The organism is Kaistella sp. CFF1-2 (assembly GCF_059509915.1).
Map to the genome: position 1 here is coordinate 858,436 of NZ_JCAKLF010000002.1, position 25,660 is coordinate 884,095.

Below are 25,660 nucleotides of genomic sequence, written 5' to 3' on the forward strand. Positions count from 1 at the left end.
GAATGTCCAAAAATCTAGTTATCGTTGAGTCACCAGCAAAAGCAAAAACCATCCAAAAGTACTTGGGGAAGGATTTCGAAGTGAAGTCCAGCTTCGGTCACATAAGGGATTTGCCGAAAAAAGGAATGGGAATCGACCTGTCGTCTTTCACGCCAGATTACGAGGTTTCTGCCGATAAAAAGAAATTGGTTGCCGAGTTGAAAGCTGCTGTCAAAAAAGCCGAAATGGTTTGGCTAGCATCCGATGAGGACCGCGAGGGAGAAGCAATTGCTTGGCATTTGGCAGAAGAACTGAAATTAAAACCCGACAACAGAAAACGTATTGTTTTCCATGAGATTACAAAAAATGCGATTCTGAAAGCAATCGAAAATCCAAGAGATATTGATCAAAATTTAGTCAATGCGCAACAAGCAAGACGCGTTTTGGATAGAATTGTAGGTTTCGAAATGTCACCTGTTCTTTGGAAAAAAGTAAAACCAGGACTTTCTGCAGGTCGAGTTCAATCGGTTGCAGTGCGACTAATTGTTGAGCGTGAAAAAGAAATTAGACATTTCAAGCCAACAGCAAGTTTCAAGGTTGATGCGGTTTTCTTAAACGATGGTAAGCAAGAAATCGCTGCTAAACTTAAAAAAGACTTTTCTAAAGAATCCGATGCGGAAAACTTTTTAGAACAAGCAAAAAATACAGATTTCAAAGTTCTTAATGTTGAAACCAAGCCAGGAACACGTTCTGCGTCGGCGCCGTTTACAACTTCGACTTTGCAACAAGAGGCGTCTTCGCGTTTGGGTTACAACGTGACCACAACGATGCGTTTGGCGCAGCGCCTTTACGAAGAAGGTTTCATCACGTATATGAGAACGGATTCCGTGAATCTTTCTCAGGAAGCGATTAATGGTGCAAAAGCGCAAATCCTTTCGGAATACGGTGCAGATTATTCTCAACCAAGAAATTATACGACCAAATCGGCGTCTGCACAAGAAGCACACGAGGCGATTCGTCCAACGGATTTTGGTGTTAAAACAATTGGTGATGCGCAATTGAGCAAATTGTATCAATTGATTTACCGCCGAACTTTAGCGTCGCAAATGTCAAATGCTAAAATCGAGAAAACTGTTATCGAAATCGGAAATCCAAGCTTGCCGCAGCATTTTGAAGCGCAAGGAGAAGTTATTGTTTTTGATGGTTTCCTTAAGGCTTACGGAATTGTGAAAACGGAAGAGGACGATGAAGAAAACAACGAAAAACTGCTTCCGAAAGTTAAAATCGGAGAAGTTTTAGACTATAAAAAAATTACAGCTTCAGAAAAATTTACCAAGCCAAGTGCGCGTTACACGGAAGCTGGTTTGGTTAGAAAACTTGAAGAATTGGGGATTGGTCGTCCATCGACGTACGCGCCGACAATTCAGACGATTCAAAATCGTGAGTATGTTGACAAACGCGAGATTGAACCACAAACGCGAGAAGTTGTTCGTATTTCGTTAACGAAAGGGGCGATTAAAAAAGAAGTCCTTGACGAGAAGTTTGGTGGTGATAAAAACAAATTCGTTCCGACAGACATCGGTGAAGTGGTTAATGACTTCTTGATTGACAATTTCCAAGAGATTTTAGATTACGGCTTTACGGCGCGTGTTGAAGGAAGTTTTGACGAAATTGCAGATGGTTCTGAAGAATGGAAAAAAATGATGACGGATTTCTATTCCAAATTCCATCCGAGAATCGAAGATGTTGAGGAGAATGCGGAACGTGCAACTGGAGAACGTATTTTGGGTATTGATCCAAAATCTGGGAAGCAAGTTCATGCGAGAATTGGTCGTTTTGGACCGATGATTCAGATTGGTGAGCAAGATGATGAAGAAAAACCAATTTTTGCGTCATTGTTAAGCGGTCAAAATATTGCAACAATTTCATTGGAGGAAGCTTTGGAATTATTCAAACTTCCATTCGAATTAAATGAATACGAAGGTCAAACTGTTGCGATTGGTGTTGGACGTTTTGGACCGTATGTGAAATGGGGCGAAACTTACATTTCCATCCCGAAAGGTGAAGATCCATTGTCGGTTGATCAAGATCGTGCCGAGGAAATTATCAAAGAAAAGCAAAAAGCAGATGCGCCGATTGCAAGCTATAAAGGCGAGCCAGTAACGAAAGGAACTGGGCGTTTTGGACCGTTTATTAAATACAAATCGATTTATGTTAATGTTCCTAAAAAGTACGATTTTAACAACTTGTCGCAATCGGATATTGTTGAGTTAATCGATGCTAAATTAGAGAAAGAAGCCAATCGTTACATTCAACAATGGGAAGATGAGAAAATCGCTTTGGAAAATGGACGTTGGGGACCTTTCATCAAATTTGGAAAAACGAATCTTAAAATTCCGAAAAGAGCAGACGGAGAAAAATACGATGCCGAAGAATTAAAGCAAATGGATTTGGAAACGGTAAAAGCTTGGATTAAAGAGCAAGACCCGAAAGCTTTTGAGACCAAGAAAAAAGCGCCAGCCAAAAAGACCGCTGCAAAAAAAACAACCACAGCAAAGAAAGCGACGACAACCAAAAAGGCAAGTCCGAAAAAATAAAGAAAAGCCATCTGCAAGTTTTGTAGATGTCTTTTTTATTGGTAAATTGGAATGGTCGACTTTTTTTAAGTTTATTTTTAGATAGGAAAAGATTAAGTTTGCGAAAAGTTTTTTATGAATTTAGATGATTTCATCATTCCACCGAGGGCTTTCAAAACAGAGCCATGGCAAGTGGGAAGCCTGATCCAAAACGAAATAGTAGAAAACAGCATCATTCTCGTTTTTGCATCCGATTATCGTGGTGCGCGAGGTGAGGCTGAAATTCAAAACTTTACGACTTTTAGAAAGTATTTTTACAAGTTATCTAAGTTGGATTTTGAACTTCCAATTTGTGATTTGGGCGATTTAATCTCTGGGAAATCGCATGAAGATACGCATTATGCTTTGCAGGAAGTGGTTTCCGCTTGTTTGTATAAAAATGCAATTCCAGTCATTATTGGTGGAAGCTCCGATTTGGCGTATTCTCTTTTTTATGCGCTTAATTTTCATCAAAAAAACATTCGATATACACAGATTTCAAACATAGTTTCCCTTGTTGACGAAGGTGAGGGAATCAATGAAAAGAATTTTTTGAATAAAATCTTCAGTACCAAAAATTTTTCGTTGAAAGATTTCCATCTTTTAGGATATCAAAAGCATTTGAATGAAGTTGATTCGGTAAAACTGATTAAAGAAGTCGAATTTGATGTCATTCGACTTGCCGAAATGATGGGGGCTACTAACAAGATGGAACCTTTTTTCCGTTGTGCAGATTTAGTGACGTTGAATTGCGATGCGGTGGAAAGTTTCCAAGAACCATTCTCGATTCATCCTCAGGTAAATGGACTTAATCGTAGAGAGATTTGCGCCTACATGCAAGAAATTGGAATAGGTGAAAATTTGAAAGCTTTTGGCTTATTTAATTTCAATTTTGATGCAGATTCGGTATTGAATCATCAATTGTTGGCTCAAATGATTTGGTATTTAATTGAAGGGATTAATATCCAGAAATCGCATCCAAAAGAGCGTGAATACGAGACATTTGTTGTTATGGTAAATGATTCCTTGTATTCCTTCAAGCGAGATACGTTTAGTAATCTATGGTATTTCGGTGAAGGCGAAGCAATCGCAGATTGGACTCCATGTTCGTCGGACGACTACGAACAAGCGAAACGAGGCGTTTTGAACCCAAGATTGAGATAAATAAATATTAATTTAAATAGTAAAGGATTTTTCTTTACATTTGAAAGAGTTGGACGTTTAAAACTTTTAAATATCCAACTCTTTCATTTTTAGTATAAAAACACAAATGCTTATGAAGAAAATTCTATTTTCTGGGCTATTCTTATGTTCACTTTTGAGCATGGCCCAAACTAACGATTATCGTTTTGCGCCCAACAGTTATATTTTTGAACCCAATCAGGTTAATGATGGTATGTATATTCCTGTTGCGAAAGCCTATGCGATGTGGAGTTCAGGTGATTATATGGGAGGAGCTGCTACGCCTTCTGGAACAATTACAGCAGATGTTTTGTGGGAAGATGTTCCAGGTCTGATAAAATCGGGAACTAATTATTCGCTTGATATTATTGGTTGGGGTACTGATGCAAAGATTAAAATCCCAATAGACAAATCCAAAAAAGGAAATGCAGTTATTGCATACAAAGTTAATGGTGAAATCCTTTGGTCATGGCATGTTTGGGTAACAGATGATCCCACACAAGGTCCTACCTATAAAAGTTTTGACGCGCTTAAAAGAGAAAAAAGTGATGGAACTGTGGAGTTAATTCCGTCTTCGGATTGGCAATGGATGGATCGGAATTTAGGTGCAGTAGGAAGTTCTATAACTTCTGGAAATTGGATAAAAAATGGAGGATTGTTGTATCAGTGGGGAAGGAAAGATCCTATCCCGCCTTTATTGTACAAAGGGAATGATTTCTATGAAGTGACAGGATCTGCTGGTAGAATTCGACATCAAGGTTTTATTGATAACACGGGTACTACAACGTGGACGCCAATTAATGCTTTGACAAAATTGGTGAAACTATCAGATGCTAATGTAAAAGATAATATCAGGTTGGCGGTTAAGAACCCTCTTAGTTTGATTTATGTTAATAAGGACGATAATTCTGGGCAGGCTTTGTACGGAAATAATGCCAATTTGCCCGTAAACTGGTTTGGGAATTTAACAGGACTGGATCCGGTTAATCTAAGTCAATTGAATTTGTGGTCCGATAACTCTAAAGGTTTAGCAAGCAATACGAATTACAATGATGATGCAAATGCAGCTCCTTATCGCAATAAGTCATCTTTTGATCCTTGTCCAAATGGATGGCGAGTTCCCTCAATGCTCGTTGCAAATATTGGAGACGTACGTTTAGATTTTAGCCCTTACGGGATTAAAAGAAATATGAAGCAAAGCGATTTGGATTTATTTGGTGGAATTCGAATGTATTTAATAAAACCTAATGATACCAATGTCCCATCGTATTTTAAAGGATTTAAGGTTTACTCAAATTTTGGGATTGACATGAGTAAGGTTGGAGGGAACAATATGGGTGTTTTTCCTGGTACCGGTGCTATTTTAAGAAATTATCACAACGGACAATATACCGATCAGCATCATGTTGGTCTTTGGACGGCAACCATGGTTAAATGGGCGACTAATGACACAAGTGTGGTTAGTGCAGCATCCTTTGGTTTAACTCCAGATAAGAGTCAAGGAGATATTCCGGATCCCTCATTGCCAAATGTTACGGGAAGATTTAATTATAACCCAATTGGCGGAAGTGTAACTTCTGACGCAATTGGATGTCGATGTGTAAAAGACCCTTTGTTTGTAGTTAATAACTATAATTTCCCAACGGAGTTTTTTAATGATGAAGTGGAGTACAAAGAGGGAATGAAAAATCCGAATAGCTATACTTTAGTAAAATCCGTGACAGAGACCATGCTGTCTATTCCGATAAGTAAAGCATTTTCTGTTCAAAGTTCTGTGTTAGGGAACAAAGAAATTTTAAATTCGGCAAATTATAAAGATTTAAAAGCGAATGTTTTATGGACGGATAATCCTTCTTTGGTTACCAAGGTTACCATTGCAAATCCATCTCCTGCGTCGCTAGCCGCAATAACAAATACAAATATTGATGTTAAAATCGGTGCAAATCAAAGTGGGAATGCTGTAATTACCTTACATAATGGAAGTTTGACTAATCCAGTCTATTGGAGCTGGCATGTTTGGGTTACTAATTCTGAAATCACAACAGTTCCCTATGTAACGGATGTAGCTGTTGCAGAAGCTTCTAACTATCTAAATTATGTAAAACCTGGAAATGTATTAAGTACAGAATTTATGGATCGTAATTTAGGAGCAAGAGATGAGTTTCCAACAATTTCGGGAACACCAAATGCAACGAATTTGGCTAAAATTAGACAATCTGGAGGTTTGCATTACCAATGGGGGCGAAAAGATCCGATTCCTTCATTTGTTAATATTGGTCAAGCGTCCTATAGTATTTACTTAGGAAAAGTTGCGTCTGACGGAACGGTAAGCTACCCAACAACAATAGACGGGTCTACTTATAATACATCGTATGTGGTTCCATCTAATACCTACAATACGTCGTCTAATATCTTAGCTACCGATAAAATTTCGGCTAAGATTTCAAAAATTTTGACGTATTCTGTCAATAATCCATTAGTTTTTATGATGCCTAGTGCCAAACAACCTTACCAAGCAGGATATACAAATGGAACGGATTGGTTGAGTATGGAAACAAATTTGGCTGCCAATAGATGGGGTAGAGGCGAGGAGAAATCTGTCTTTGACCCTTGTCCTGAAGGTTGGCGAATTCCTGATGTGTTAGGAACTTCCTTAGCCAATGTTAATTACGGTCTTACGCCTTATTATAAGAAAAATGTGAATGAATCTGCATACGCTCCTGTAGCAACGACTTTTCAAGGGACGTATTTTACATACAGTGGGCATTGGGGATTTCTATTTGATAATGCGGCATACAAAATTGGTAACTACCCAATTTCGGGGATTAGAGGTTCTCGTTCGGTATATGACAACAGCGCAAGTGTGATCAACTCTACCGTTGATATTGGTTTTTATAAAATGTGGATGGCGGGAATGTCTGGAAGTTATGGTAGACCTATAAGTATGGCGGCTAACGTGAGTTCAAAATACATGGCAACCTACGACGATAATGCGGATCCTTATTTTGGAGCGAGTTGCCGATGTGTGAAAATTAAACCTATAGTAAATGGAATTGAAGGAGGTCCACTAGAAATTTTACCTTTGGATGGAGGTACGTTAGGGACGGATGATAATGCATCCCAAGAATCTAACGATAAACTGAAGGCGTATCCTAACCCAGTAAGTTCTATTTTAAAAATAAACGGAAACAGTAATAAGGTTTATACTTATCAAGTTGTTGATATGACAGGAAAAGTGGTTAGGTCTGGGAAGTTTTTACAGAACGAAACCGATCTTTCGGGATTGCTTCCTGGAGTATATTTACTTAATATTAATAATCGTGAAGCGGTAATTAAGATTTTAAAACGATAAATACGAAAAACGCAACTTAAAGTTGCGTTTTTTTTACGATTACTACCTAGTCCGTAACACATTCCTTATATTTGCGCTCATTGTTTTGCCAATACCCAAGGCGAATGATAAAAACTACACATTGATGCATCAATTTATTGAAAGGAATTCGATAAAGAAATTTCCTTGGTCAATCTTTTTTATTGCCATTTTTATCTGGTTAGTTTTAGCCGGTGCTAATTTTTATTATCAGCATTTTCATGATGGCTATACAGGAACTGGGATTCTGTTTCCTTTTTCTGTGATTTACCCGAATGCTTTTCTTTGGTCAAGTTTTTTCTTCGCGACAGCATTTTTAGTTTGCGGGATTTTTTCTTTAAAATTTCTTGACAAAATGAATGTTTTTGTTTTAACTATCTTTTGTTTTTTCTTGGTTGTATTGGGGAATTTAAGTCAGGGAAGTTTTTCGATAGGTTTTATGGAGCCTATTTATTTAAAAGGGAGGCAATATTACACCGATGCTATTGCGATTACGAACGGAGATTTGTGGTTAAAAGATTTCAGCAAAAACATTGAAACCTTTCAGTTGCACACGAAAACACATCCACCATTTACAACTTTATTGCATTATTGGATTTTACAAACATCCGGTGGCAGTATCGCCTCTATCGCAATTGTTTTTTCAGTTTTGGGAGGGCTGTCCTTTCCACTATTTTACAAAAGTATGTTGAATCTTAATATTGCGAAGGAAAGAGCAAAGCAATTACTGCTTTTATTTGCGGTGATTCCTTCTGTAAATATTTATTTATTTGTTTCTATTGATGCATTGGTTTTAACGTCTACGTTGATTTTTATTTTAGGAATTACGCGTTTTATAAATCGTAAAAAGATCGATTTTTTTTCGGTTTTTTATACAGTTTTAGGTTTGTTTTTTACAAACATGCTGAGTTTTTCAGGATTGTTTTTGTTCGCTGTTTTAGGGCTTATCACACTTTATTTCTTATTTAAGAGAAAATATGATTTTTTTATTTTTAGTTTGATATGTGGAGCAAGCTTCTTAATTGGACTGATTTTATTGTTTGTGTTTACGAGCTATAATCATTATGAAGTTTTTCTGCTGGCATCCCACTCCGAAAACCCAAATGGTTTTAGGCTTTTGCATCAACCTTTAATTTACTTTTTTACTAGAATTGAAAATATTGCTGAAATCCTTTTGTTTCTATCATTTGGTTTTATTGCCGTTTTGTTTTCGAATAAAAGTAAATTGACATCGGATGATCTGCCGGTTAAAATAATTAGCATTTCTGGAATTCTTGCTTTGGCTGTTATGTTTTTGACAGGGGCTTATGGGACGGGTGAAACGGCAAGAGCATGTTTGTATATCGTTCCATTTTTTGTTCTCTTGTTAAAAAATATCACCTCCGAAAATTTTTCCATTCTTTATGTTTTATGTTTGTTTCAGACGTTCGGTATGCAAATGATAGGTAATTTCTTTTGGTAAGTTTTGGTCCTTTAAAAGTTGATACTTTTAAGCTGAATTAGTTTGCCTTTTCATTAATTTAGAACCCGTAGGAGATAATTTATTTAATATATTTGCCCATCTGATTTTGAAAAAATAATTTATAACGTTAAATGGCAGTTTTACACCCAATTTTTACTCTATTATTTGTCTTTCTGGTACTGTACAGTATTGCAGAAGTAAATGGTAGAGATAAGAAAAGTACGACAATTGTACTTTGGATTGTAGGTGTCTTTATGATACTTGCCATTGGACTAAGAAAGTCTGTTGGGGCCGATTATCCGGTGTATGAGCAGATGTACTATCTCTATTTTCCAACATTAGAGATTTCTGAACTCATTGATAAAGGTTTGTTTAGAGATACGAATATTGAGATAGAATGGCTTTACATTATGTTAAATAAGCTTGTCTTTTTCTTTGGAATTTCTCCATTTTTTGTACTGACTCTAGTAAGCGCTATCATTACAATTTCGATAAAGTTTATTTCATATTATCGGAACTCAGCATATCCGGTTTTTTCCATTTTGTTATTTTTGATTCCTGCTTATTTTATTGCGGATAGTGGACATATGAGGCAAGCTTTAGGGATGGTGTTTTGTTTGGCTTCTTTTAAATATATTAAGAATCGGAATGTTTGGATGTATTTATTGTGTATCTATGTAGCGATAGGTTTCCATAAATCAACAATAATTTTTCTTCCAATGTATTGGATTGCGACGGTCGTAATGAATCCGACACGTATTTTCGGTATTATTGCCATAAGTATTCTCCTTTCACCTTTGCAAATCTATAACTACTTTTCTTCAGTATTGGACACTGTTGATATAAAGGATTTATCAGACGGTTATAAAGGGTATATTAGCTACGAAGCAGAAGGGTCTCTATTTAGTGACTTGTCTATCGTTGTTTACTCCTTACTACTGCTTGTGTTTAATGAAGTGGCTTCAAAAAAAATATATTATTATGAGTACATGCGTAATATTGTACTTTCAGGTATTTGTCTTTATTTTATTATGAGAGATAATCCTGTATTTTCAACAAGATTAGTAGGAAGTTTTCTAGGGTTTGTTCCTCTTGTTATACCGAATATAATTGCTGCAATTGATAACGAAAGGACGAAAAGGGTAATCTTCTTCTATTTTATTGCATTTTCTATTTTTTACTACTTTGTATTTGCTGCATATCAGGGTGCGAGTAATAGGTTTACGCCAGATTCATATAATAATTTCCTTTGGAGTAAATAATTTTTTTGATGAGGAACAAAAATCTAGTTTTTGGAGTTGCGGTTTTACTTTTCACAGGATTAGTAATTTATAATATAGTTGTCGTATTTGATTTTGCTGGAAAGTATATTTATCCATTAGATGATGCCTATATCCACTTGTCGATTGCAAAAAACTTCGCCGAATTTGGAATGTGGGGAATCACACCTTATGAGTTTTCGTCTACAACGTCATCTCCTTTTTTTACTTTATTATTATCCATCCTGATAAAAATTTTTGGGAATTGGGAATATCTGCCCATTGTGCTAAATGTTTTAGGAAGTATTTGTTTGTTAGTTGTATTGCGTAACTATTTTATGCGCTACTCTTTAATTGTCTATAGTCTGGTTTTAATTGGAGTTGTACTTCTTGTTCCACTTCATTTGAATGCATTGGTCGGGATGGAGCATATCCTTCATGCTTTGACTTTAATACTTTGTTTGATATACTTTCAAAAATATATTCTTGATGGAAGCTGGACGAATTTTTTGTATTTAGTTTTGTATTCTATTTTGGCAACAGGATTTAGATATGAAAGTTTGTTTTTTATCTTTTTCATGTGTGTTTATTTGTTTTTTATTCAAAGAAAGTATGTGCAGAGTTTTGTTCTTGGGTTATTGGCAATATCACCTGTGATAATTTATGGCTTGATTTCCATGCAACAAGGTTCCTTCTTTTTGCCGAATTCTTTAGTTCTCAAGGGGAATACAAACGATGGTATTTTAGGATTTGTTATGCGAGTGGCTGGAAATGGATATCGAGCGCTTTCGGTGCTTTTCCTTGTATTTATTTTAATTGTTTATCTTTTTCAATATTTAAAAACTTCATTTAAAGCAAAAGGTTTAAAAGAGATCGCGGTACCCTTGGTTGTATTCGCAGGTTTTAGTATTCACTTACTATTTGCAAATTTTGGTTGGCTTCTTAGATATGAAGCTTATTTGGTAGTTGTCGTTTTGTTTGCCGTTGCCCCTTTTTTAGAGGCTATTTTTCAGAAATCGAGGACGAAGTCTATTTTAAGGTATTTAGTATTAGCATTGCTTTTGGTCAGTTTTTCGATGAGATTTATTCCCATGTTGAAATACCAAAAAAATGCTTCTAAAAATATATTTGATCAGCAAATTCAATTATCGAATTTCTTACATGAATACTATAGTAATTCGTATGTAATTGCTAATGATATTGGCGCTATAACCTATTTTAACCCAATACATTTGTTAGATACGTATGGCTTAGGAAGTATCGAAGTTGCGAAATTGAGAGAAAAAGATCACGGTAATTTCACCGATAATAAACCGCTTCAAGATTATATCCAAAAAATGGCTGAGGGAGGGCGTTTTGAGATAGCGATGGTTTATGAACATTGGGTGAAAATGCCGAGCACATTTGTAAAAGTTGGGGCATTAGAAATCAAGAATAATTATATTTCTGGCGGAAGTGTAGTTTCCTTCTATGCCACTAAACAAGAAGATGTAGATAAAATCAAAAATCAACTACAAGAGTTTTCAAAAAAAGTTCCTAAAGATGTAATGGTTACTACAGTGGATTGAAAATGAAGTTTTAATAACACAGATGAAGAAAAAGAGTATCTATATTATTTTAATAATTGCATGTGTATCCATTATTTGGGGGATATCGTATTATCGCGAAAAATACGCGTATGCAATAGCTAAAGAATATTACTCTGTTCCACCACAAAAACAATCAGATCTCAAAGTAGGTATTATTGGAGATAGTTGGGTAGTACGACAAAATTTAGAAAAGTTAGTACAAGAAAAGCTTAACAGTAAAGGTGTAAAAGCACACGTTTTTTCGTCCGGAAATCCGGGTGGTCGTTCTAAAGACATCTATGAGAATCTTTTTAAGCCAGAGGGAGAACTTTATTCTTCAAAGAAAGTTATTGAAAATCAACCTAAATATTGTGTGGTGCTAGCAGGAGTTAACGATGCGATTACGCAATCTGGTCCAGATTTTTATTCGCACCATATGAGGATGATTATAAATACATTATTGCACTATAAAATAACTCCCATTATTGTCAATGTGCCCCATGTTGGTCTTAACGAAAATTTTGCTGAGAAAAATGGTTTTATAAAGTTGAGTAATAAAGTTTCTTCAAAACTTATAAATAAAGGCGAAGATTTGACCGTTGATGATTATCGAGAACAACTTATATTAGACTTAAAGGAAAATAACGTTTTGGATAAAGTAATTTTAATCAATCCTGATGAAGTAGATATAAATTTTTATACGAATAAAAACTGGTTTGCTGATCCTTTACATTTGAACCACAAAGGCTATGATATTTTTAGTAGTTTTTTAGCACAAAAAATTAGTGATTTTGAAAAGTAATGTCGTTATCTCAATTATTGTACCCGTTTATAACACCGAGAATTATCTTTCGCGATGTTTACAATCTCTGGTACAACAAACTATTGACTCTATCGAAATTTTGGTTGTAAATGATGGCAGTACAGATGGTTCTCAAGATATTATAGATGAATTTCAAAGCGATTATTCTGACAAAATTTTTCCATTCAAAAAAGAAAATGGAGGACTTAGTGATGCGAGGAATTACGGACTTGATAGAGCTTCTGGAAAGTATATTGGTTTTGTTGATAGTGATGACTATGTAAGTCCTACAATGTTTGAAGAGATGGTTAATCTAGCTGAAAAACATGAAGCTCAAATAACGATTTGCAATATTCAGAAAGTTGATGAAAAAGGAGTTGTTCTCCAAAAGTTAACGCAGCTTCCCAATTTCCCCGAATGTGTTGAATTGAGCAAGAACCTGTCTTTATTCTCCGATATTAGTTATTTTGCTTGTAATAAGATATTCAAAAGGGAACTTTTTAACCAAAAACGATTTAAAAAAGGAATTCATTTTGAGGATATTCAACTAATCCCACAATTAGTTTTGGAATGTGAAACGATTGCTCAGACTCAGACATTTCACTATCAATATTTTGAACGTTCTGAATCTATTTCCAAATCCCACACTTTAAAGGGATTGGATATTCTACATGCTGTTGAAGATGTTGAAACGGTATTTTTTACTTCCAAATTTAAACAGGAGAAAGAAGCACTAGATAATTTTAGAATTCTAGAAGGGGTTTATACTTTTTTGGCCTATCTAGCTTTTGTCAACGATAAAGAAAGCTATACGATTATGGCAGCTAAACTTAAATCGTTTAGAAAAGAAAGAGGATTGTCTTTGATTAAAGTGTTGAAATATAGACGTTTTGGCCAAAATTATTTAATGTCTTTACCAATTCAGAAACAGGTGTATTATGTTTTATTTTTTCTAGGACAGGAAAAAGTAGTAAATGCACTACAGAAAGTAAGAAAGTAAAGGAGAAATAATATTGATACATATTAGTAATGAATTGTAAATAAAGCGAGTGTAATTGAGTTTTTTTTAATAGTTTTGTGCGCACAATGATGAAAAATAGACCAGGATTAAGTGGATTTTGTATTAAATTCATTGTGATTAATATTAAGAAAGTTTTTTAAGCGTTTTTAATGGAGATAGTAGATGATTTTATAAAAAATCTTGGATTACCCTTATTTTATGTAAAGCTTATTGCAGGCTTTACATTTGCTTTTATTATTACATTTTTCTCTATCCCAACAATCATCAAGATTTCAAAAAGAAAAAATCTTATGGATGAGCCAGGGTTTAGAAGTTCGCACCTTAGAAAAATTCCCAATCTTGGCGGTATTGCCATTTTTTATTCGATAGGAATATGCGCTTCTATTTTTGCATATGAATTGTTTGAAATCTACAAATTTTTATTTGCATCGCTCATTATTCTGTTATACATCGGTGTGATGGATGATATTGTCGTTATCCGCGCTTACAAAAAATTACTAGCGCAAATTTTGGTTTCGGTGCTCATAGTTGTGGGTTCTGATGTTCGAATTAGAAGCCTTTTTGGGGTTTTTGGAATCTTTGAATTAAATTATTATGTAAGTGTATTATTTAGCGTCATCACGTTTATTATTCTAGTTAATGCATTTAACTTGATTGATGGGATTGATGGTCTTGCTGGCGGATATTCGGTTCTATGCAGCTTGATGTTTGGGATAAGTTATTTTAGACTAGGTCCTTACAATTATCCACTTGTTGTATTTTGCATGGTAATTATAGGCTGTGTTCTAGCTTTTTTATATTACAATCTGTCGAATTATCGAAAAAATAAAATTTTCATGGGAGATACAGGGTCTATGATTTTGGGATTTTTATTAGCATTTACGGCAATATGTTTTATTGATATTTTTATTGATAAAAAAATTCCTAATGTCCCAAGGTATCATCTTCAGTCGGCTCCTGTAATTGCAGTCGCTATTTTGATTCTTCCAATAATTGATACGCTTAATGTAATTTTCGTAAGGCTTTCAAATAAAAAATCCTTATTCGAAGCAGATAAAAACCATATCCACCATCGTTGCTTGGCATTGGGAATTACGCATAGACGCTCCACTTTTTATATATTAGTATATTACCTTTTTGTTGTTGGTATAGCCTATTTTTTTAGACATATTAATAACAATGTGTTATTAGTGATTATTGTAGGTTTAGGCTTTATAGGAGCATATCTGCCGAGTTTAATCCTAAAACTTCGAAAATCATAAATAAGTTTTACTTTTGTAAACATTTTAAATAAGATGAAAAAATTAAATTATATCATTATACTTTTTGCAGCACTGTTGCTTACATCTTGTATAACAACAAAAGAAGTTCGATACATGCAGCCGAGTGAAAGTCTGACACTTAATGAAGAGGGACTCATTCCTTATAATATGCCGGAATATCGAATTACTAAAAATGACATATTTACCTTAAACATTATCACAACTCCGAAAGGTGACGCTGCACAATTTTATTCTAGATTTAATACAAATACTAGTGGAGGTACAGGTGGAGGCAATGCTGGGTCGTCAGGAGGAGCTGATGGGAGATCCTCTGGATTTGGCGGAGGAGATGCGCGTTTTTATTTTAATGGTATCAAAGTAGATAGTAACGGGGAGATTTATATTATTGGAATGGGATATCTAAAGGCTGAAGGAAGGTTAATAAAGGATGTTCGTGATGAAATCCAACAAAAAGTAAATGAAAATTTTTTGGAAGATAAAACCGAAGTTCGTTTGAATATGGATGGTATAACGTATTATGTATTAGGAGATATTGAAACTACTGGGGTAACGGGTGTTAAATCATCGTATGCACAAAGTATAAATTTGTTTGAAGCGCTTGCACAAAATGGAGGACTTAATAGGACCGTGGATCGTAAAGCAGTTACGTTGATGAGAAAATATCCAGAAGGAATCAAAAAAGTGACTTTGGATTTAACACGTGAAGATATTTATAATTCTCAATATTTTTGGATTCAAAATGGAGATATGATATTTTTGAATACCAGACCAAAGAGTTTTTATGGATTTGGAAAAGATCCTATGCAAACACTAACTACGGGAGTTTCTCTTTTGACTACCGTTATGTCTATTTATTTACTTCTAACCAAATTATAATTTCTCAGTATGATTCCTAACTCTAAAACTCTTAATAGCAAAGAGGAAAACGGAAGTAAAACTGAAAAAACAAGTGGATTTGCTTTTTTTGATCTTGAATTGTTTTTACATCGTTTACTGAAAAACTGGTATTGGTTTGTATTAATGTTTGCCATTGGATATGGTATTTCCTATGTTTATAGCAAATATATAGCACAACGCATTTATGCCTCTAAACTATCATTAAGTATTTCTAGTAATACGGCTAGCTATTTTACTCCAAATCAGTCAATTAATTTTATTTGGGGGCAAAGTTCTAATAAAGACGGTGTTTTTCTAAAGAAGATGATTTTATCTAGATCTCACAACGAATATTTGGTAAAAAAATTAGCGCTTTACACCAATTACTCAACAAAGGGATTAATTAAAGAAACGTATTTGGACAAGTATGATTCTCCAGTTTTTTTAGAAGTGGATGAGAATCACTTGCAACAAGTCAATTACCCTATTACTTTGGTTCCTAAAGGAGGTGATAAATATGAAGTAGTCCTGCCAGAAGATGGACAATCAACCTCTTTGTATAACTATAAAATTGAAGGTTTTCAGAGCATTTCTGAATACAATAGATTGGAGAACAAAATAATAAAAATTGGAGATTGGTACTCAAGTCCAAATTTGAGATTTAAGTTGGTTAAAAATCCAATAGAGCCAATTGTCAAGATGGACAAAGTTATTGTAAAGTTGTCCACTGTAAATCAAGCAGTAAATTCAATTGTTGGTAATATTAATGTAGAATTTGATCCCGAGCTACCAACCATTATGATTATCACAAAAAAAGGTTATAATCTTAATGGTACGGTTCAGTTTTTAAATAGGACTGTTGAGGAACTTATACAAAAAAGGTTGTTTGATCAAAATACTGTTGATCAAAATACAGTGAAATATATCGATAAAAATTTATTGAGAATAAAGGCTAAATTGGATTCAGCCGCTGGTAAGTTGAACGGAATTAAGATAAAAGATCGCCTGTTTGATGTTGAAGGCAAAGACATGAAGGTTCTTCAGGAGCTTACAGATCTAGAAAAAAAGAAGGTAGAACTTCAAGAAAGACTAAATACATTGAACACAATTCGGAGTTCGGTTTTGTCGTCAAATCTTGATAATTTGATAAGCTTAAACGCTGCAGGTATTGAAGATGGTTTGTTTACAGCTAGTATGTCTGAGCTAAAAGCTTTATATGCTAAACGAAGAGAAATGGCCTCGATTTACACTCCCAATTCTGAGCCAATGCGAGAAATTAATCGTTTAATTAATGAGGCGAAAAGCGGTTCTCAAAATGGTTTAAAAAGATACTATTCAGATTTTATTTCTGAGCTAAATAAGGTTAATGAACAAATAAATCAAGCAAATAATTCCCTAATTAATCTACCTGATCAACAACGAAGATATTTGGATGTTCAGAGAGGCTATACAATAATTGAGAATTCCTACAATACGTTATTGTCAAAGCAAGCCGAAACTCAAATGCGTGTGGCAACGAATAAATCCGACTTAGTAGTTATTGATCCTGCTAAAAATTTAGGTCAGGGACCGATTGCACCGGATATAAAAAAGATAGAAACCATGATTATTGGTGGGCTTCTTGCAATTCCATTGCTATTAATTCTAATTACGACGTTGCTTGATAATAAGATTCGAAATGTTAAAGAATTAGTTTCTGTTACAAAAATGCCGTTATTGGGTGTTGTTGGTAAAAATAACCATGAAAATAATTTAAGTGTTTTAGAGCAGCCTAAATCTTCAATATCTGAGGCATTTAGGGGGCTTCGGGCAAATTTAAGATTCCTATATGATGAAGATGGTTCCAGTAAAGTTATTCTTGTAACTTCATCAATTGGTGGTGAAGGTAAAACATATTCATCCATCAATATTGCTTCTGTTTTGGCCTTAAGTGGAAAAAAAACAATATTATTAGGTATGGATTTGAGAAAGCCTAAGATTTTTGGTGATTTTAAAATCAATAACAAAAATGGAATCTCGAATTATCTCACCGGAGAAGCGAGTTTGGATGATATTATTAATAAAACGCAAGTTCCTTCTTTAGATGTGATTACTTCAGGACCAATTCCTCCAAATCCTTCGGAGTTATTGATGAGTCCAAAGAATATAGCATTGATTGAAAAGTTACGAACCTTATACGATTTCATTATTATTGATTCGCCTCCAGTTGGCCTAGTTGCCGATTCATTCGAATTGATGAAATATGCAGATGCAAGTATATATGTTGTACGTCATGAATATACAGAAAAGTATATGCTGAGAATGATTACGGAAAAATATGCAGATAAGGAAGTTCAACATATCGGTATTCTTTACAATGATTATCAAATCAAACAAGGGTATGGCTACGGTTACGGATATGGCTACGGATATGGCTACGGCTATGGTTATTTTGATGAAGATAAAAATTATGATGAGCCAATGCTTATCAAAATTAGAAATAAGATCAAGCAGGTTTTTGGTCGATAAAAAGTACAAAACAAAAATTCCAAACCTAGGTTTGGAATTTTTGTTTTAATCAAAGAATGATTCTTTCGTTTAGAATAAAAAAAAACTTTTGCCGTTCTATGCTTAAATTTATGTTTTTTTATTGCTATTTAACTAATCATTAAGAATTTTACTAATATAAAAATGTTATATATTTGCACAAATTTCAAGGGTTTGGTATATAGGAACGTGATTTCCCTTAAGCGATTTTTTATCATCGGTTTTTGTGTAGTCGGTCAATTTGTATTTGGCCAGCGACATGAGATTGGTGCATGGCTCGGGGCGAGTAATCTCGTTGGGGATATTGGACGTACCAATTATATCATGCAAAAACCTATCATTGATAAGGTCAGTGAACATGGATTGCCGTTTTATGCGGGAATTATGTATCGTATGAATTTTAATCCCTATCAAACAGTGCGTTTTGATGTTGGTTATAGTCATATTCAATTTGATGATCGATATGCAAAAGAACAGTATCGTATCAATAGAGGTTTGTGGGGGACGAATTCTGTCTATCATGCAGATGCCGTTTTTGAGTATAATTTTTTTCCAGTTAATGATGAGCAGAAAAGTATGCTAAGTCCGTACATTTTTGGAGGAATTGGAGCAGCGGTTTTTAGTGCAAGACAAGTTACTTTTAATTTTGGATTTTATAAAGATGCAAATGGAGAATTGATTCTGCCAACGGAAAGTGACCCTGGGAATTTTGAAAAAAGTCCAGCTGTAACTTCTTCAAAAAATAAAATGGTAATGTCAATTCCTTTTGGAGTTGGTTTAAAATATAAGTTCAATTACAATTGGGCACTTTCTGGAGAATTTAGATTCAGACCTACTTTATCCGATGCTGTAGATTATAGTGTTATTGAAGATAAAGATGTGAAGCAGGTTTTCAATACAGAAATATTGCAAGATGGTACCAATAAATCGTATTTGAATCAGGAGCCGTATCGTACGGTTGCTAATGACCGAGTAAATGAATATTTACAGTCAAGAAATGTGGGTAATATGAAGTCTAAAGATTGGGTAAATACAGTTAGTATTGGTTTATCATACTCTTTTGGACGTATGCCTTGCTATTGTGATTAATAAAAATGAAATCCTTTAAAGACGAAATTTTACTAGATAAATTGCCGCAACACGTTGCCATCATCATGGATGGAAATGGACGTTGGGCAAAATCTCGAGGCGAGAAAAGAACCTTTGGGCACCAAAACGCCATCGACTCTGTTCGTAATGCAATTAACGCTTGTAACGAAATTCATATTCCGTATTTAACGTTGTACACTTTTTCTTCTGAAAACTGGAATCGTCCAGCAGACGAAGTGGATACATTAATGGGATTGCTTTCGCAGACACTTTTATTAGAAGCAGAGGAAATCTTCACAAAAGGATTAAGAATGCACGTTATTGGTGATGTCAGCCAATTGCCAGACTTGGTTCGTGATCAATTACTCAATGTGGTTGATCTTACCAAAGAAAACACAAGAGGAAATCTTATCCTTGCTTTGAATTACGGTTCTCAAAAAGAGATTTTGAAAGCGGTAAAAGAAATTAGTCAAGAAGTAAAATCTGGGGAACTCCAGATTGAAGATATAGACGAAAAGGTTTTTGAAAACCATTTATATACAAAAGACTTTCCGCAGGTGGATCTTATGATCCGTACGAGCGGGGAAGTTCGCATAAGTAATTTTCTACTATGGCAAATCGCCTATGCAGAATTGCAATTTTTAGATGTTCTTTGGCCAGATTTTACCAAAGAAGATTTCTTTAAATGCATTGTCGATTATCAGAAAACCGAAAGGAGATACGGCAAAACAAGCGAACAAGTTCAACAATAATTAGAAAAGAGTTAGAAGTATTAGGAAATGAAATTAAGATTCATCCCAATCATCATGTTTGTAGCTTCTGCCCATTTATATGCGCAGGAAACGCCACAACAAGGTACCACAACACAAGAAGCGGTGCAGCCAGCTCAGCAAGGAGCGTATTACCTGAAGGATATCGTAGTAGATGGTGTTAAGAGATTTTCGCCAGCGCAAATTTTGCGTTTTACAGGGCTTAATAAAAATGAGCAAATCGAGATTCCAGGTGCAAAAATTAGCAATGCCATTAAGAAATTGTGGGAATCTGATAATTTTTCGGAAGTTGAAGTTTATGTACAAAGCGTTGAAGGAGATCAGGTTGTCTTGAAATTCAATCTTCAAGATTTGAAGGATTTGGGTGAAGTAGAAGTTACCGGAAAAGGAATTGGAAAATCGAAAAAGGAAAAGATCATTAAAGACAATGATTTGAAACCTGGGAAAAAGATCACCAATAACTTGATGTCCACTTTACATACGAAAATTCCGCAAGATTATATCTCGAAAGGTTTTTCAGACGCGAAGATTAGAATCATTGATAAGGTAAATGCTTCGGATCCTAATTTGGTAGACTGGACGATTGAGGTTGATAAAGGAAAACGAGTGAAAATTTCTAAAATTAGTTTTGAAGGAAACGAAAACGTTTCAGCCGCTAGTTTAAGAAAGAAAGGTTTCAAAGATACCAAGCAAAAAAGATTTGGTATTGGAGGGATTTTAAAGCCATCTAAGTTTATCAAAGATAAATATGACGAGGATAAAAAGAATTTGATTTCGTATTATCAGTCTTTAGGTTTCCGTGATGCGAGAATTGTAAATGATTCGGTTTATCGTAACAAAAGCAACGATTACAATATCGATATCAAACTTAGCGAAGGTAAAAAATACTATATCGGAGACATCACGTTTGTGGGAAATACAACGTATTCGACAGAAGTTTTACAACGTGTTTTAGGATATAAAACGGGTGATATTTACGACGCAGTTGGTTTCAACAAAAAAGTTGGTGAAGACGGCGGTAAAGAAGACGATTCGGATATCAAATCAATGTATTTGAACAACGGATACTTATTCTCTAACGTAACACCGGTAGAAAAATCGGTTGTTGGTGACTCGGTTAATTTAGAAGTTCGCGTTCACGAAGGTGAAAAAGCATCTTGGAATCGTGTGACTTGGTCTGGGAACACAACAACGCATGACCACGTTATTCTAAGATCATTATACACACGTCCTGGAGATTTATTCTCTAAGGCAGAAATTAAGAAAACATATTTTGGATTGGCTCAAATGCAGTTTTTTGATCCTCAACAAGTTGGTCAAAACATCAATCCGAATCCGCAAGATAATACTGTAGATATTGCGTGGACTTTAGTAGAAAAAGGTTCTTCTCAGGTTCAGTTGCAAGCAGGTTACGGTGGTAACTCATTCATTGGTACTTTAGGTTTAACATTTAACAACTTCTCTTTAAGAAATTTCTTAAAGTTGAAAGGATTTAAACCTGTACCACAGGGGGATGGACAAACATTCTCTATTACAGCGCAAGCAGGACAATTCTTCCAAAACTACGGTATCGCATTTATCGAGCCTTGGTTATTCGGAAAAAGACCTTCAGCTTTGTCTGTTAACTTGAACTATTCAAGGGTGAAAACCTATGTAGATAATTACGGAACAATGGGACATTTGAATATCCTTTCTGCTTCAACAGGTCTTTCTAGACAGTTGAACTGGCCGGATAACTGGATGTCTTTATATACGGGATTACAGTTCCAGAGATATGACTTCAATAACTATCCATTCCAGTTTGGGAATACAACGGAGTATTACGGATCAGCAAACAACTTCTCACTTAATATCGGTTTAAGTAGAAACTCAGCTGGTTTCGACCCGATTTTCCCAACACAAGGATCTAATATTGAAGCGTCGTTGAAATTAACTCCACCATATTCATTATTGAGTGATAAAGATTACTCATCAATGAGTAATACTGAGAAATACAAGTGGATGGAATTCTATAAAGTGAAGTTAAAAGCAGATACCTATAATACCGTAGTTGGAAAATTGGTATTAAGAAGTACTGCGGAAATGGGCTTTATGGATGGGTATAATAAGGAATTGGGAGCACCACCATTCGAAAGATTCTATATGGGAGGTGTAGGTTTATTCAACGGCCGTTATGACGGACGTGAATTAATTCCTTTACGTGGTTACGAAAATGCATCTACAACGGGTTACGCATCAGGAGTTAGTACCGATATTACCCCTTATGGAGGAGGAACAATTTATAACCGTTTCTCATTAGAATTACGTTACCCGATTTCCATGAATCAAACGGCAAAAATCTACGGTTTGGCCTTTGCTGAAGGTGGAAACGTGTGGAACTCATGGGGGAAATACAATCCGTTCCAGTTGAAAAGATCAGCAGGTGTGGGTATCCGTGTGTATATGGGAGCATTTGGTCTTATTGGATTTGACTTCGCGTATGGATTTGATAAACCTCTTGGAGCGCAAGAAAAATCTGGATGGCAGACGCATTTCTTGATGAACCAAACGCTATAACAAAAGTTTTGAGCACCATGATAAAGTCGAAATTATTATTTACATTTGCGCTTTTCGTATTCTCGTTAGCTTCAGCACAGAAGATCGGAGTAGTGGATACCAACTATATTTTGGAGAAACTACCCCAATATAAAGAAGCTGAAAGCAGACTAGATCAACAAGTGAAAACTTGGGAAGGAGAGATTCAAGAATTGCAAAAGCAATACGATGCTAAAAAATTAGCATTCGAGAATGAAAAGGTTTTATTAATTGGTGATCAATTAAAAGATAGAGAAAAAGAGGTTAATGAGTTGGATAAGAAAATCAAAACGCTTATTAATACTCGTTTCGGGACTAAGGGAGAAATCTCTGGAGCACGAGCAAGCTTAACTAAACCTTTCCAGGATCAAATCTGGAATGCCATCCAGCAAGTGGTTGATAAAAATGGTTTGGGCATAGTTCTTGATAAAAGTAACAACATTAGTGTACTTTTCCTTGATAATAGGTATGATTACACGGATAAAGTTTTGGATGTTTTGTTGAAAAATACATCAGATGGTCAAAAATCAACACCCACTCAAAACAAAAGAAAATAGTATAAAAAAGAATTAAATTTAAACAGTACTCATAATTATGAAAAAATTAAGTGTTTTATTCGCAGCGTTATTTGTCATGGTAGCAACGACAACAATGAATGCTCAGAAATTAGCTTCTCTTGATGTAAACGCAGTCCTTAACTTGATGCCGGATAAAAAGAAAGCAGATGAAAAATTAGAAGCTTTATCAAAAGTAAAACAAGTTGAAATCGATAAGCAAAGAAAAGATGCAGAAGAATTATACAAAAAGTATTCTGAAGATGCAGCAAAACAAACTCAGCAAGTAAACGAACAAAGAAGTCAAGAACTTCAAAAAAGACAAGAGCAAATCCAGCAAATGATGGCTACAGCATCTAAAGATCTTCAAGAGAAAACAGATGTTGAATACGGTCCAATTGAAAAAAGATTTCAAGCAGCTGTAGACAAAGTAGCAAAAGCTAACGGATGGGATTTCATCGTTGATGCAAATACACCAGTCCTTATTTACAAAGGAGGTCCAGATGCAACACCACTTGTTAAAAAAGAATTAGGACTATAAAAAGTCTTTTTAGCAAAATATTAACCATCCGCTTCGGATGGTTTTTTTATTTTTGCACCATGAATAACGAAATAGCTTCAACAACCAAAGTGCGTTTTGGAGATTGCGATCCCATCGGGCATCTCAATAATGTAAAATATTTGGAGTACATGCTCAATGCCCGCGAAGATCATGTTGAAAATTTTTACGGCTTTACCTACGAGCAATATCTTAAGAAAACAGGATGTACGTGGATTACCATTCAGAATGAAATTGCTTATCTGAAAGAAGTTAAAGCTAATGTAAAGGTTCAGATCACAAGCAAAACAATTCAGATTTCAGACCGTTTAGATAAAGTGGAACTGTTAATGAAGAGTGAGGATGGTTCTACTATTCATGCAGTTTTATGGATCACCGTTATTTATTTTAATTTGAAAACAAGAAAATCCGAAATTCAACCTCAAGAAATTCAGGATTTATTTAAGAAAACATTGGTGGAACTGGATCAAAATACGTTTGAATCGCGAGTTCAATTTTTAAGAAAAGGAAATAACAGAAAATGAATACAAGAAAAAAAATCATCATTACTGGCGGATACGGTCAGCTAGGTCAATGCCTTCAAAAACTTCAAGATCAGTATTCGCTGAATTTTGATTTTCAATTTTTGGCATCTGCAGATTTGGATATTACCAATTTGGATGATGTTGAAACTTTTTTTGCAGAAGCAAAACCTGATTTCTGCATTAATGCAGCAGCATACACCGCGGTGGATTTAGCTGAAAAGGAAGAAGAAAGAGCGTATGCAGTTAATAGCACAGGAGTTGAAAACTTGGCAATTGCTTGTAAGAAAGTTCAGGCGACCTTGATTCACGTTTCTACGGATTATGTTTTCGATGGGGAAACCTATATCTCATACGATGAAGATAATTTCACAAACCCAATTGGTGTTTATGGAAACAGTAAAAGAGAAGGGGAAGAAAAAGCTTTGGAAGCGAATCCTAGAACAATAATCATTAGAACTTCTTGGCTGTATTCAGAGTTTAGTAAAAACTTTGTAAAAACAATGCTTCATTTATTCAAAACTCGAGATGAACTTAATGTCGTTGCAGATCAGTACGGACAACCTACGAACGCAAATGATTTAGCGGAAGCAATTTTAAAAATTGTTGAAACTCCAAATCCTATTTATGGGATTTATCATTTTTCCAATTATCCAGAAACGTCTAGGTTTGAATTTGCGAAGAAAATTGCTGAATTTTCTGGAAGTGCGGTGAAAATTAATCCATGTACAACGGAAGAATATCCTACACCAGCGAAAAGGCCAAAGAGAAGTACGATGGCTTTGGATAAAATTGAAAAGAATTTTTCAATTGACCTTCAGCATTGGGAAAATAGTTTACAGTCGTGCGTTGCAATTTTAGAAGAAAGTGATGAAAAATAGAATTTGGACTTTAATAGCTCTTTTACCATGGACCGTTTTTGCACAAGCGGTGAACCTTATGGAAGCAAAAACAACCAATGAAAATAACGATCAACGCTTGTATAAACTAGAACAAGCGAATGATGCGCAGTATTTAGGAAAGATTGAAATTCTTGGACCATTAGAAAATGGACCAGCTGCATTTCAGAAGTTTTATCAAAAAGCTCGAAGCCTAGGAGCAAACGCATTCATTTTTCAATCCAAAAAGAATCTCGAAAATCAAGAGGTTGTTTCTAATACACGAGAGATTGCACTATATTATAGTCAAACACTTCCTGAAAACGCCAATTCATATTTGGTTTTTAATGACAGTAAAGGAAAAGAGATATTGGTAAACGGAGAAAAGGTTTCCATTCCGCAGGCATCTTATTATGAAGGAAAAATCGTTGAAGGAGAAAGTAATTACATCGCAACCAAGAAATTTTTAGGTTCACGAGTTAATCTTTATTATAAAGAAGGACAGCCACAGCAAAATTTTCAAGTAATTTCTGGCGGAGTTCGCTCGGATAAATCAGGAGTTACCGGAGGTTTAATTTTAAAGACTGGCGACCTCATTGTTCTTGAAAGATCGTATGCGAATTTCCTTTCGATGTTTTTTTTGAAATCGAATTAAAATTTATTGCACTGAAAAACAGTGGTTTTTCAAAATTATGAAAATTTAATTTTCAAATGCTTGTTTAATTCCGAATTAATTACATACCTTTGCAACCGCAAATCAGAAATGAAAAGC

General features: G+C 34.9%; 19 protein-coding genes. All 19 read left to right on the forward strand.

Going from position 1 to position 25,660, the window contains the following annotated elements; genetic code table 11:
• Positions 1 to 2: 2 nt before the first annotated feature.
• The 19 genes from topA (at position 3) to AC5XHR_RS09260 (ending at position 25,543) form a co-directional block, all read left to right on the forward strand.
• Positions 3 to 2,576 carry a type I DNA topoisomerase gene (gene topA, locus AC5XHR_RS09170; protein ID WP_495950475.1) on the forward strand — a complete coding sequence of 858 codons (2,574 nt, stop codon included), beginning with the start codon at positions 3 to 5 and terminating at the stop codon, positions 2,574 to 2,576.
• A 114-nt stretch (positions 2,577 to 2,690) separates the two neighbouring features.
• Positions 2,691 to 3,758 (forward strand): formimidoylglutamase, encoded by a 1,068-nt coding sequence (locus AC5XHR_RS09175; protein WP_495950476.1) that lies wholly within the window; start codon positions 2,691 to 2,693, stop codon positions 3,756 to 3,758.
• Positions 3,759 to 3,870: 112 nt separating this feature from the next.
• Entirely contained in the window at positions 3,871 to 7,128 is a 3,258-nt protein-coding gene (locus AC5XHR_RS09180) for a T9SS type A sorting domain-containing protein (RefSeq protein ID WP_495950477.1), read from the forward strand.
• 124 nt (positions 7,129 to 7,252) lie between these two features.
• Positions 7,253 to 8,608, forward strand: coding sequence for a hypothetical protein (locus AC5XHR_RS09185; RefSeq protein WP_495950478.1), 1,356 nt, complete (start codon positions 7,253 to 7,255; stop codon positions 8,606 to 8,608).
• A gap of 131 nt (positions 8,609 to 8,739) precedes the next feature.
• Complete coding sequence (locus AC5XHR_RS09190; RefSeq protein ID WP_495950479.1) at positions 8,740 to 9,870, forward strand: EpsG family protein; 1,131 nt, start codon at positions 8,740 to 8,742, stop codon at positions 9,868 to 9,870.
• Positions 9,871 to 9,878: 8 nt separating this feature from the next.
• A complete protein-coding gene (locus tag AC5XHR_RS09195; protein ID WP_495950480.1) occupies positions 9,879 to 11,435 on the forward strand; it encodes a DUF8728 domain-containing protein in 1,557 nt (518 codons plus the stop codon).
• Positions 11,436 to 11,457: 22 nt separating this feature from the next.
• The gene (locus AC5XHR_RS09200) at positions 11,458 to 12,237 is read left to right on the forward strand and encodes an SGNH/GDSL hydrolase family protein (protein ID WP_495950481.1); all 780 of its coding nucleotides are present in this window, start codon (positions 11,458 to 11,460) and stop codon (positions 12,235 to 12,237) included.
• Entirely contained in the window at positions 12,227 to 13,237 is a 1,011-nt protein-coding gene (locus AC5XHR_RS09205; protein WP_495950482.1) for a glycosyltransferase, read from the forward strand. Before AC5XHR_RS09200 ends, AC5XHR_RS09205 begins: the two co-directional genes overlap by 11 nt.
• A gap of 170 nt (positions 13,238 to 13,407) precedes the next feature.
• A complete protein-coding gene (locus tag AC5XHR_RS09210) occupies positions 13,408 to 14,520 on the forward strand; it encodes an MraY family glycosyltransferase (RefSeq protein ID WP_495950483.1) in 1,113 nt (370 codons plus the stop codon).
• Between the two features lie 33 nt (positions 14,521 to 14,553).
• Positions 14,554 to 15,417 (forward strand): polysaccharide biosynthesis/export family protein, encoded by an 864-nt coding sequence (locus tag AC5XHR_RS09215; RefSeq protein ID WP_495950484.1) that lies wholly within the window; start codon positions 14,554 to 14,556, stop codon positions 15,415 to 15,417.
• Positions 15,418 to 15,426: 9 nt separating this feature from the next.
• Complete coding sequence (locus tag AC5XHR_RS09220; RefSeq protein WP_495950485.1) at positions 15,427 to 17,925, forward strand: exopolysaccharide transport family protein; 2,499 nt, start codon at positions 15,427 to 15,429, stop codon at positions 17,923 to 17,925.
• A 192-nt stretch (positions 17,926 to 18,117) separates the two neighbouring features.
• Positions 18,118 to 19,032, forward strand: coding sequence for a type IX secretion system protein PorG (gene porG / locus AC5XHR_RS09225; protein ID WP_495950486.1), 915 nt, complete (start codon positions 18,118 to 18,120; stop codon positions 19,030 to 19,032).
• A 5-nt stretch (positions 19,033 to 19,037) separates the two neighbouring features.
• Entirely contained in the window at positions 19,038 to 19,784 is a 747-nt protein-coding gene (uppS, locus tag AC5XHR_RS09230) for an undecaprenyl pyrophosphate synthase (protein ID WP_495950487.1), read from the forward strand.
• A 27-nt stretch (positions 19,785 to 19,811) separates the two neighbouring features.
• Positions 19,812 to 22,358 (forward strand): BamA/OMP85 family outer membrane protein, encoded by a 2,547-nt coding sequence (locus AC5XHR_RS09235; RefSeq protein WP_495950488.1) that lies wholly within the window; start codon positions 19,812 to 19,814, stop codon positions 22,356 to 22,358.
• 17 nt (positions 22,359 to 22,375) lie between these two features.
• Positions 22,376 to 22,933 (forward strand): OmpH/Skp family outer membrane protein, encoded by a 558-nt coding sequence (locus tag AC5XHR_RS09240; RefSeq protein ID WP_495950506.1) that lies wholly within the window; start codon positions 22,376 to 22,378, stop codon positions 22,931 to 22,933.
• A gap of 37 nt (positions 22,934 to 22,970) precedes the next feature.
• Positions 22,971 to 23,471 carry an OmpH/Skp family outer membrane protein gene (locus AC5XHR_RS09245; RefSeq protein WP_495950489.1) on the forward strand — a complete coding sequence of 167 codons (501 nt, stop codon included), beginning with the start codon at positions 22,971 to 22,973 and terminating at the stop codon, positions 23,469 to 23,471.
• Between the two features lie 59 nt (positions 23,472 to 23,530).
• Positions 23,531 to 24,013, forward strand: a complete 483-nt coding sequence (locus AC5XHR_RS09250) for an acyl-CoA thioesterase (protein WP_495950490.1) — start codon at positions 23,531 to 23,533, stop codon at positions 24,011 to 24,013.
• Positions 24,010 to 24,891 (forward strand): dTDP-4-dehydrorhamnose reductase, encoded by an 882-nt coding sequence (rfbD, locus tag AC5XHR_RS09255; RefSeq protein WP_495950491.1) that lies wholly within the window; start codon positions 24,010 to 24,012, stop codon positions 24,889 to 24,891. The genes AC5XHR_RS09250 and rfbD overlap by 4 nt, the downstream gene beginning before the upstream one ends.
• Complete coding sequence (locus AC5XHR_RS09260; RefSeq protein ID WP_495950492.1) at positions 24,881 to 25,543, forward strand: hypothetical protein; 663 nt, start codon at positions 24,881 to 24,883, stop codon at positions 25,541 to 25,543. The genes rfbD and AC5XHR_RS09260 overlap by 11 nt, the downstream gene beginning before the upstream one ends.
• The last annotated feature ends 117 nt before the right edge of the window (positions 25,544 to 25,660 follow it).

Bases quoted from the DNA above. Each gene is read 5' to 3' on its own strand.
- topA (WP_495950475.1), top strand. From the start codon at position 3: ATGTCCAAAAATCTAGTTATCGTTGAGTCACCAGCAAAAGCAAAAACC.
- AC5XHR_RS09175 (WP_495950476.1), top strand. From the start codon at position 2,691: ATGAATTTAGATGATTTCATCATTCCACCGAGGGCTTTCAAAACAGAG.
- AC5XHR_RS09180 (WP_495950477.1), top strand. From the start codon at position 3,871: ATGAAGAAAATTCTATTTTCTGGGCTATTCTTATGTTCACTTTTGAGC.
- AC5XHR_RS09185 (WP_495950478.1), top strand. From the start codon at position 7,253: ATGCATCAATTTATTGAAAGGAATTCGATAAAGAAATTTCCTTGGTCA.
- AC5XHR_RS09190 (WP_495950479.1), top strand. From the start codon at position 8,740: ATGGCAGTTTTACACCCAATTTTTACTCTATTATTTGTCTTTCTGGTA.
- AC5XHR_RS09195 (WP_495950480.1), top strand. From the start codon at position 9,879: ATGAGGAACAAAAATCTAGTTTTTGGAGTTGCGGTTTTACTTTTCACA.
- AC5XHR_RS09200 (WP_495950481.1), top strand. From the start codon at position 11,458: ATGAAGAAAAAGAGTATCTATATTATTTTAATAATTGCATGTGTATCC.
- AC5XHR_RS09210 (WP_495950483.1), top strand. From the start codon at position 13,408: ATGGAGATAGTAGATGATTTTATAAAAAATCTTGGATTACCCTTATTT.
- AC5XHR_RS09215 (WP_495950484.1), top strand. From the start codon at position 14,554: ATGAAAAAATTAAATTATATCATTATACTTTTTGCAGCACTGTTGCTT.
- AC5XHR_RS09220 (WP_495950485.1), top strand. From the start codon at position 15,427: ATGATTCCTAACTCTAAAACTCTTAATAGCAAAGAGGAAAACGGAAGT.
- uppS (WP_495950487.1), top strand. From the start codon at position 19,038: ATGAAATCCTTTAAAGACGAAATTTTACTAGATAAATTGCCGCAACAC.
- AC5XHR_RS09235 (WP_495950488.1), top strand. From the start codon at position 19,812: ATGAAATTAAGATTCATCCCAATCATCATGTTTGTAGCTTCTGCCCAT.
- AC5XHR_RS09240 (WP_495950506.1), top strand. From the start codon at position 22,376: ATGATAAAGTCGAAATTATTATTTACATTTGCGCTTTTCGTATTCTCG.
- AC5XHR_RS09245 (WP_495950489.1), top strand. From the start codon at position 22,971: ATGAAAAAATTAAGTGTTTTATTCGCAGCGTTATTTGTCATGGTAGCA.
- AC5XHR_RS09250 (WP_495950490.1), top strand. From the start codon at position 23,531: ATGAATAACGAAATAGCTTCAACAACCAAAGTGCGTTTTGGAGATTGC.
- rfbD (WP_495950491.1), top strand. From the start codon at position 24,010: ATGAATACAAGAAAAAAAATCATCATTACTGGCGGATACGGTCAGCTA.
- AC5XHR_RS09260 (WP_495950492.1), top strand. From the start codon at position 24,881: ATGAAAAATAGAATTTGGACTTTAATAGCTCTTTTACCATGGACCGTT.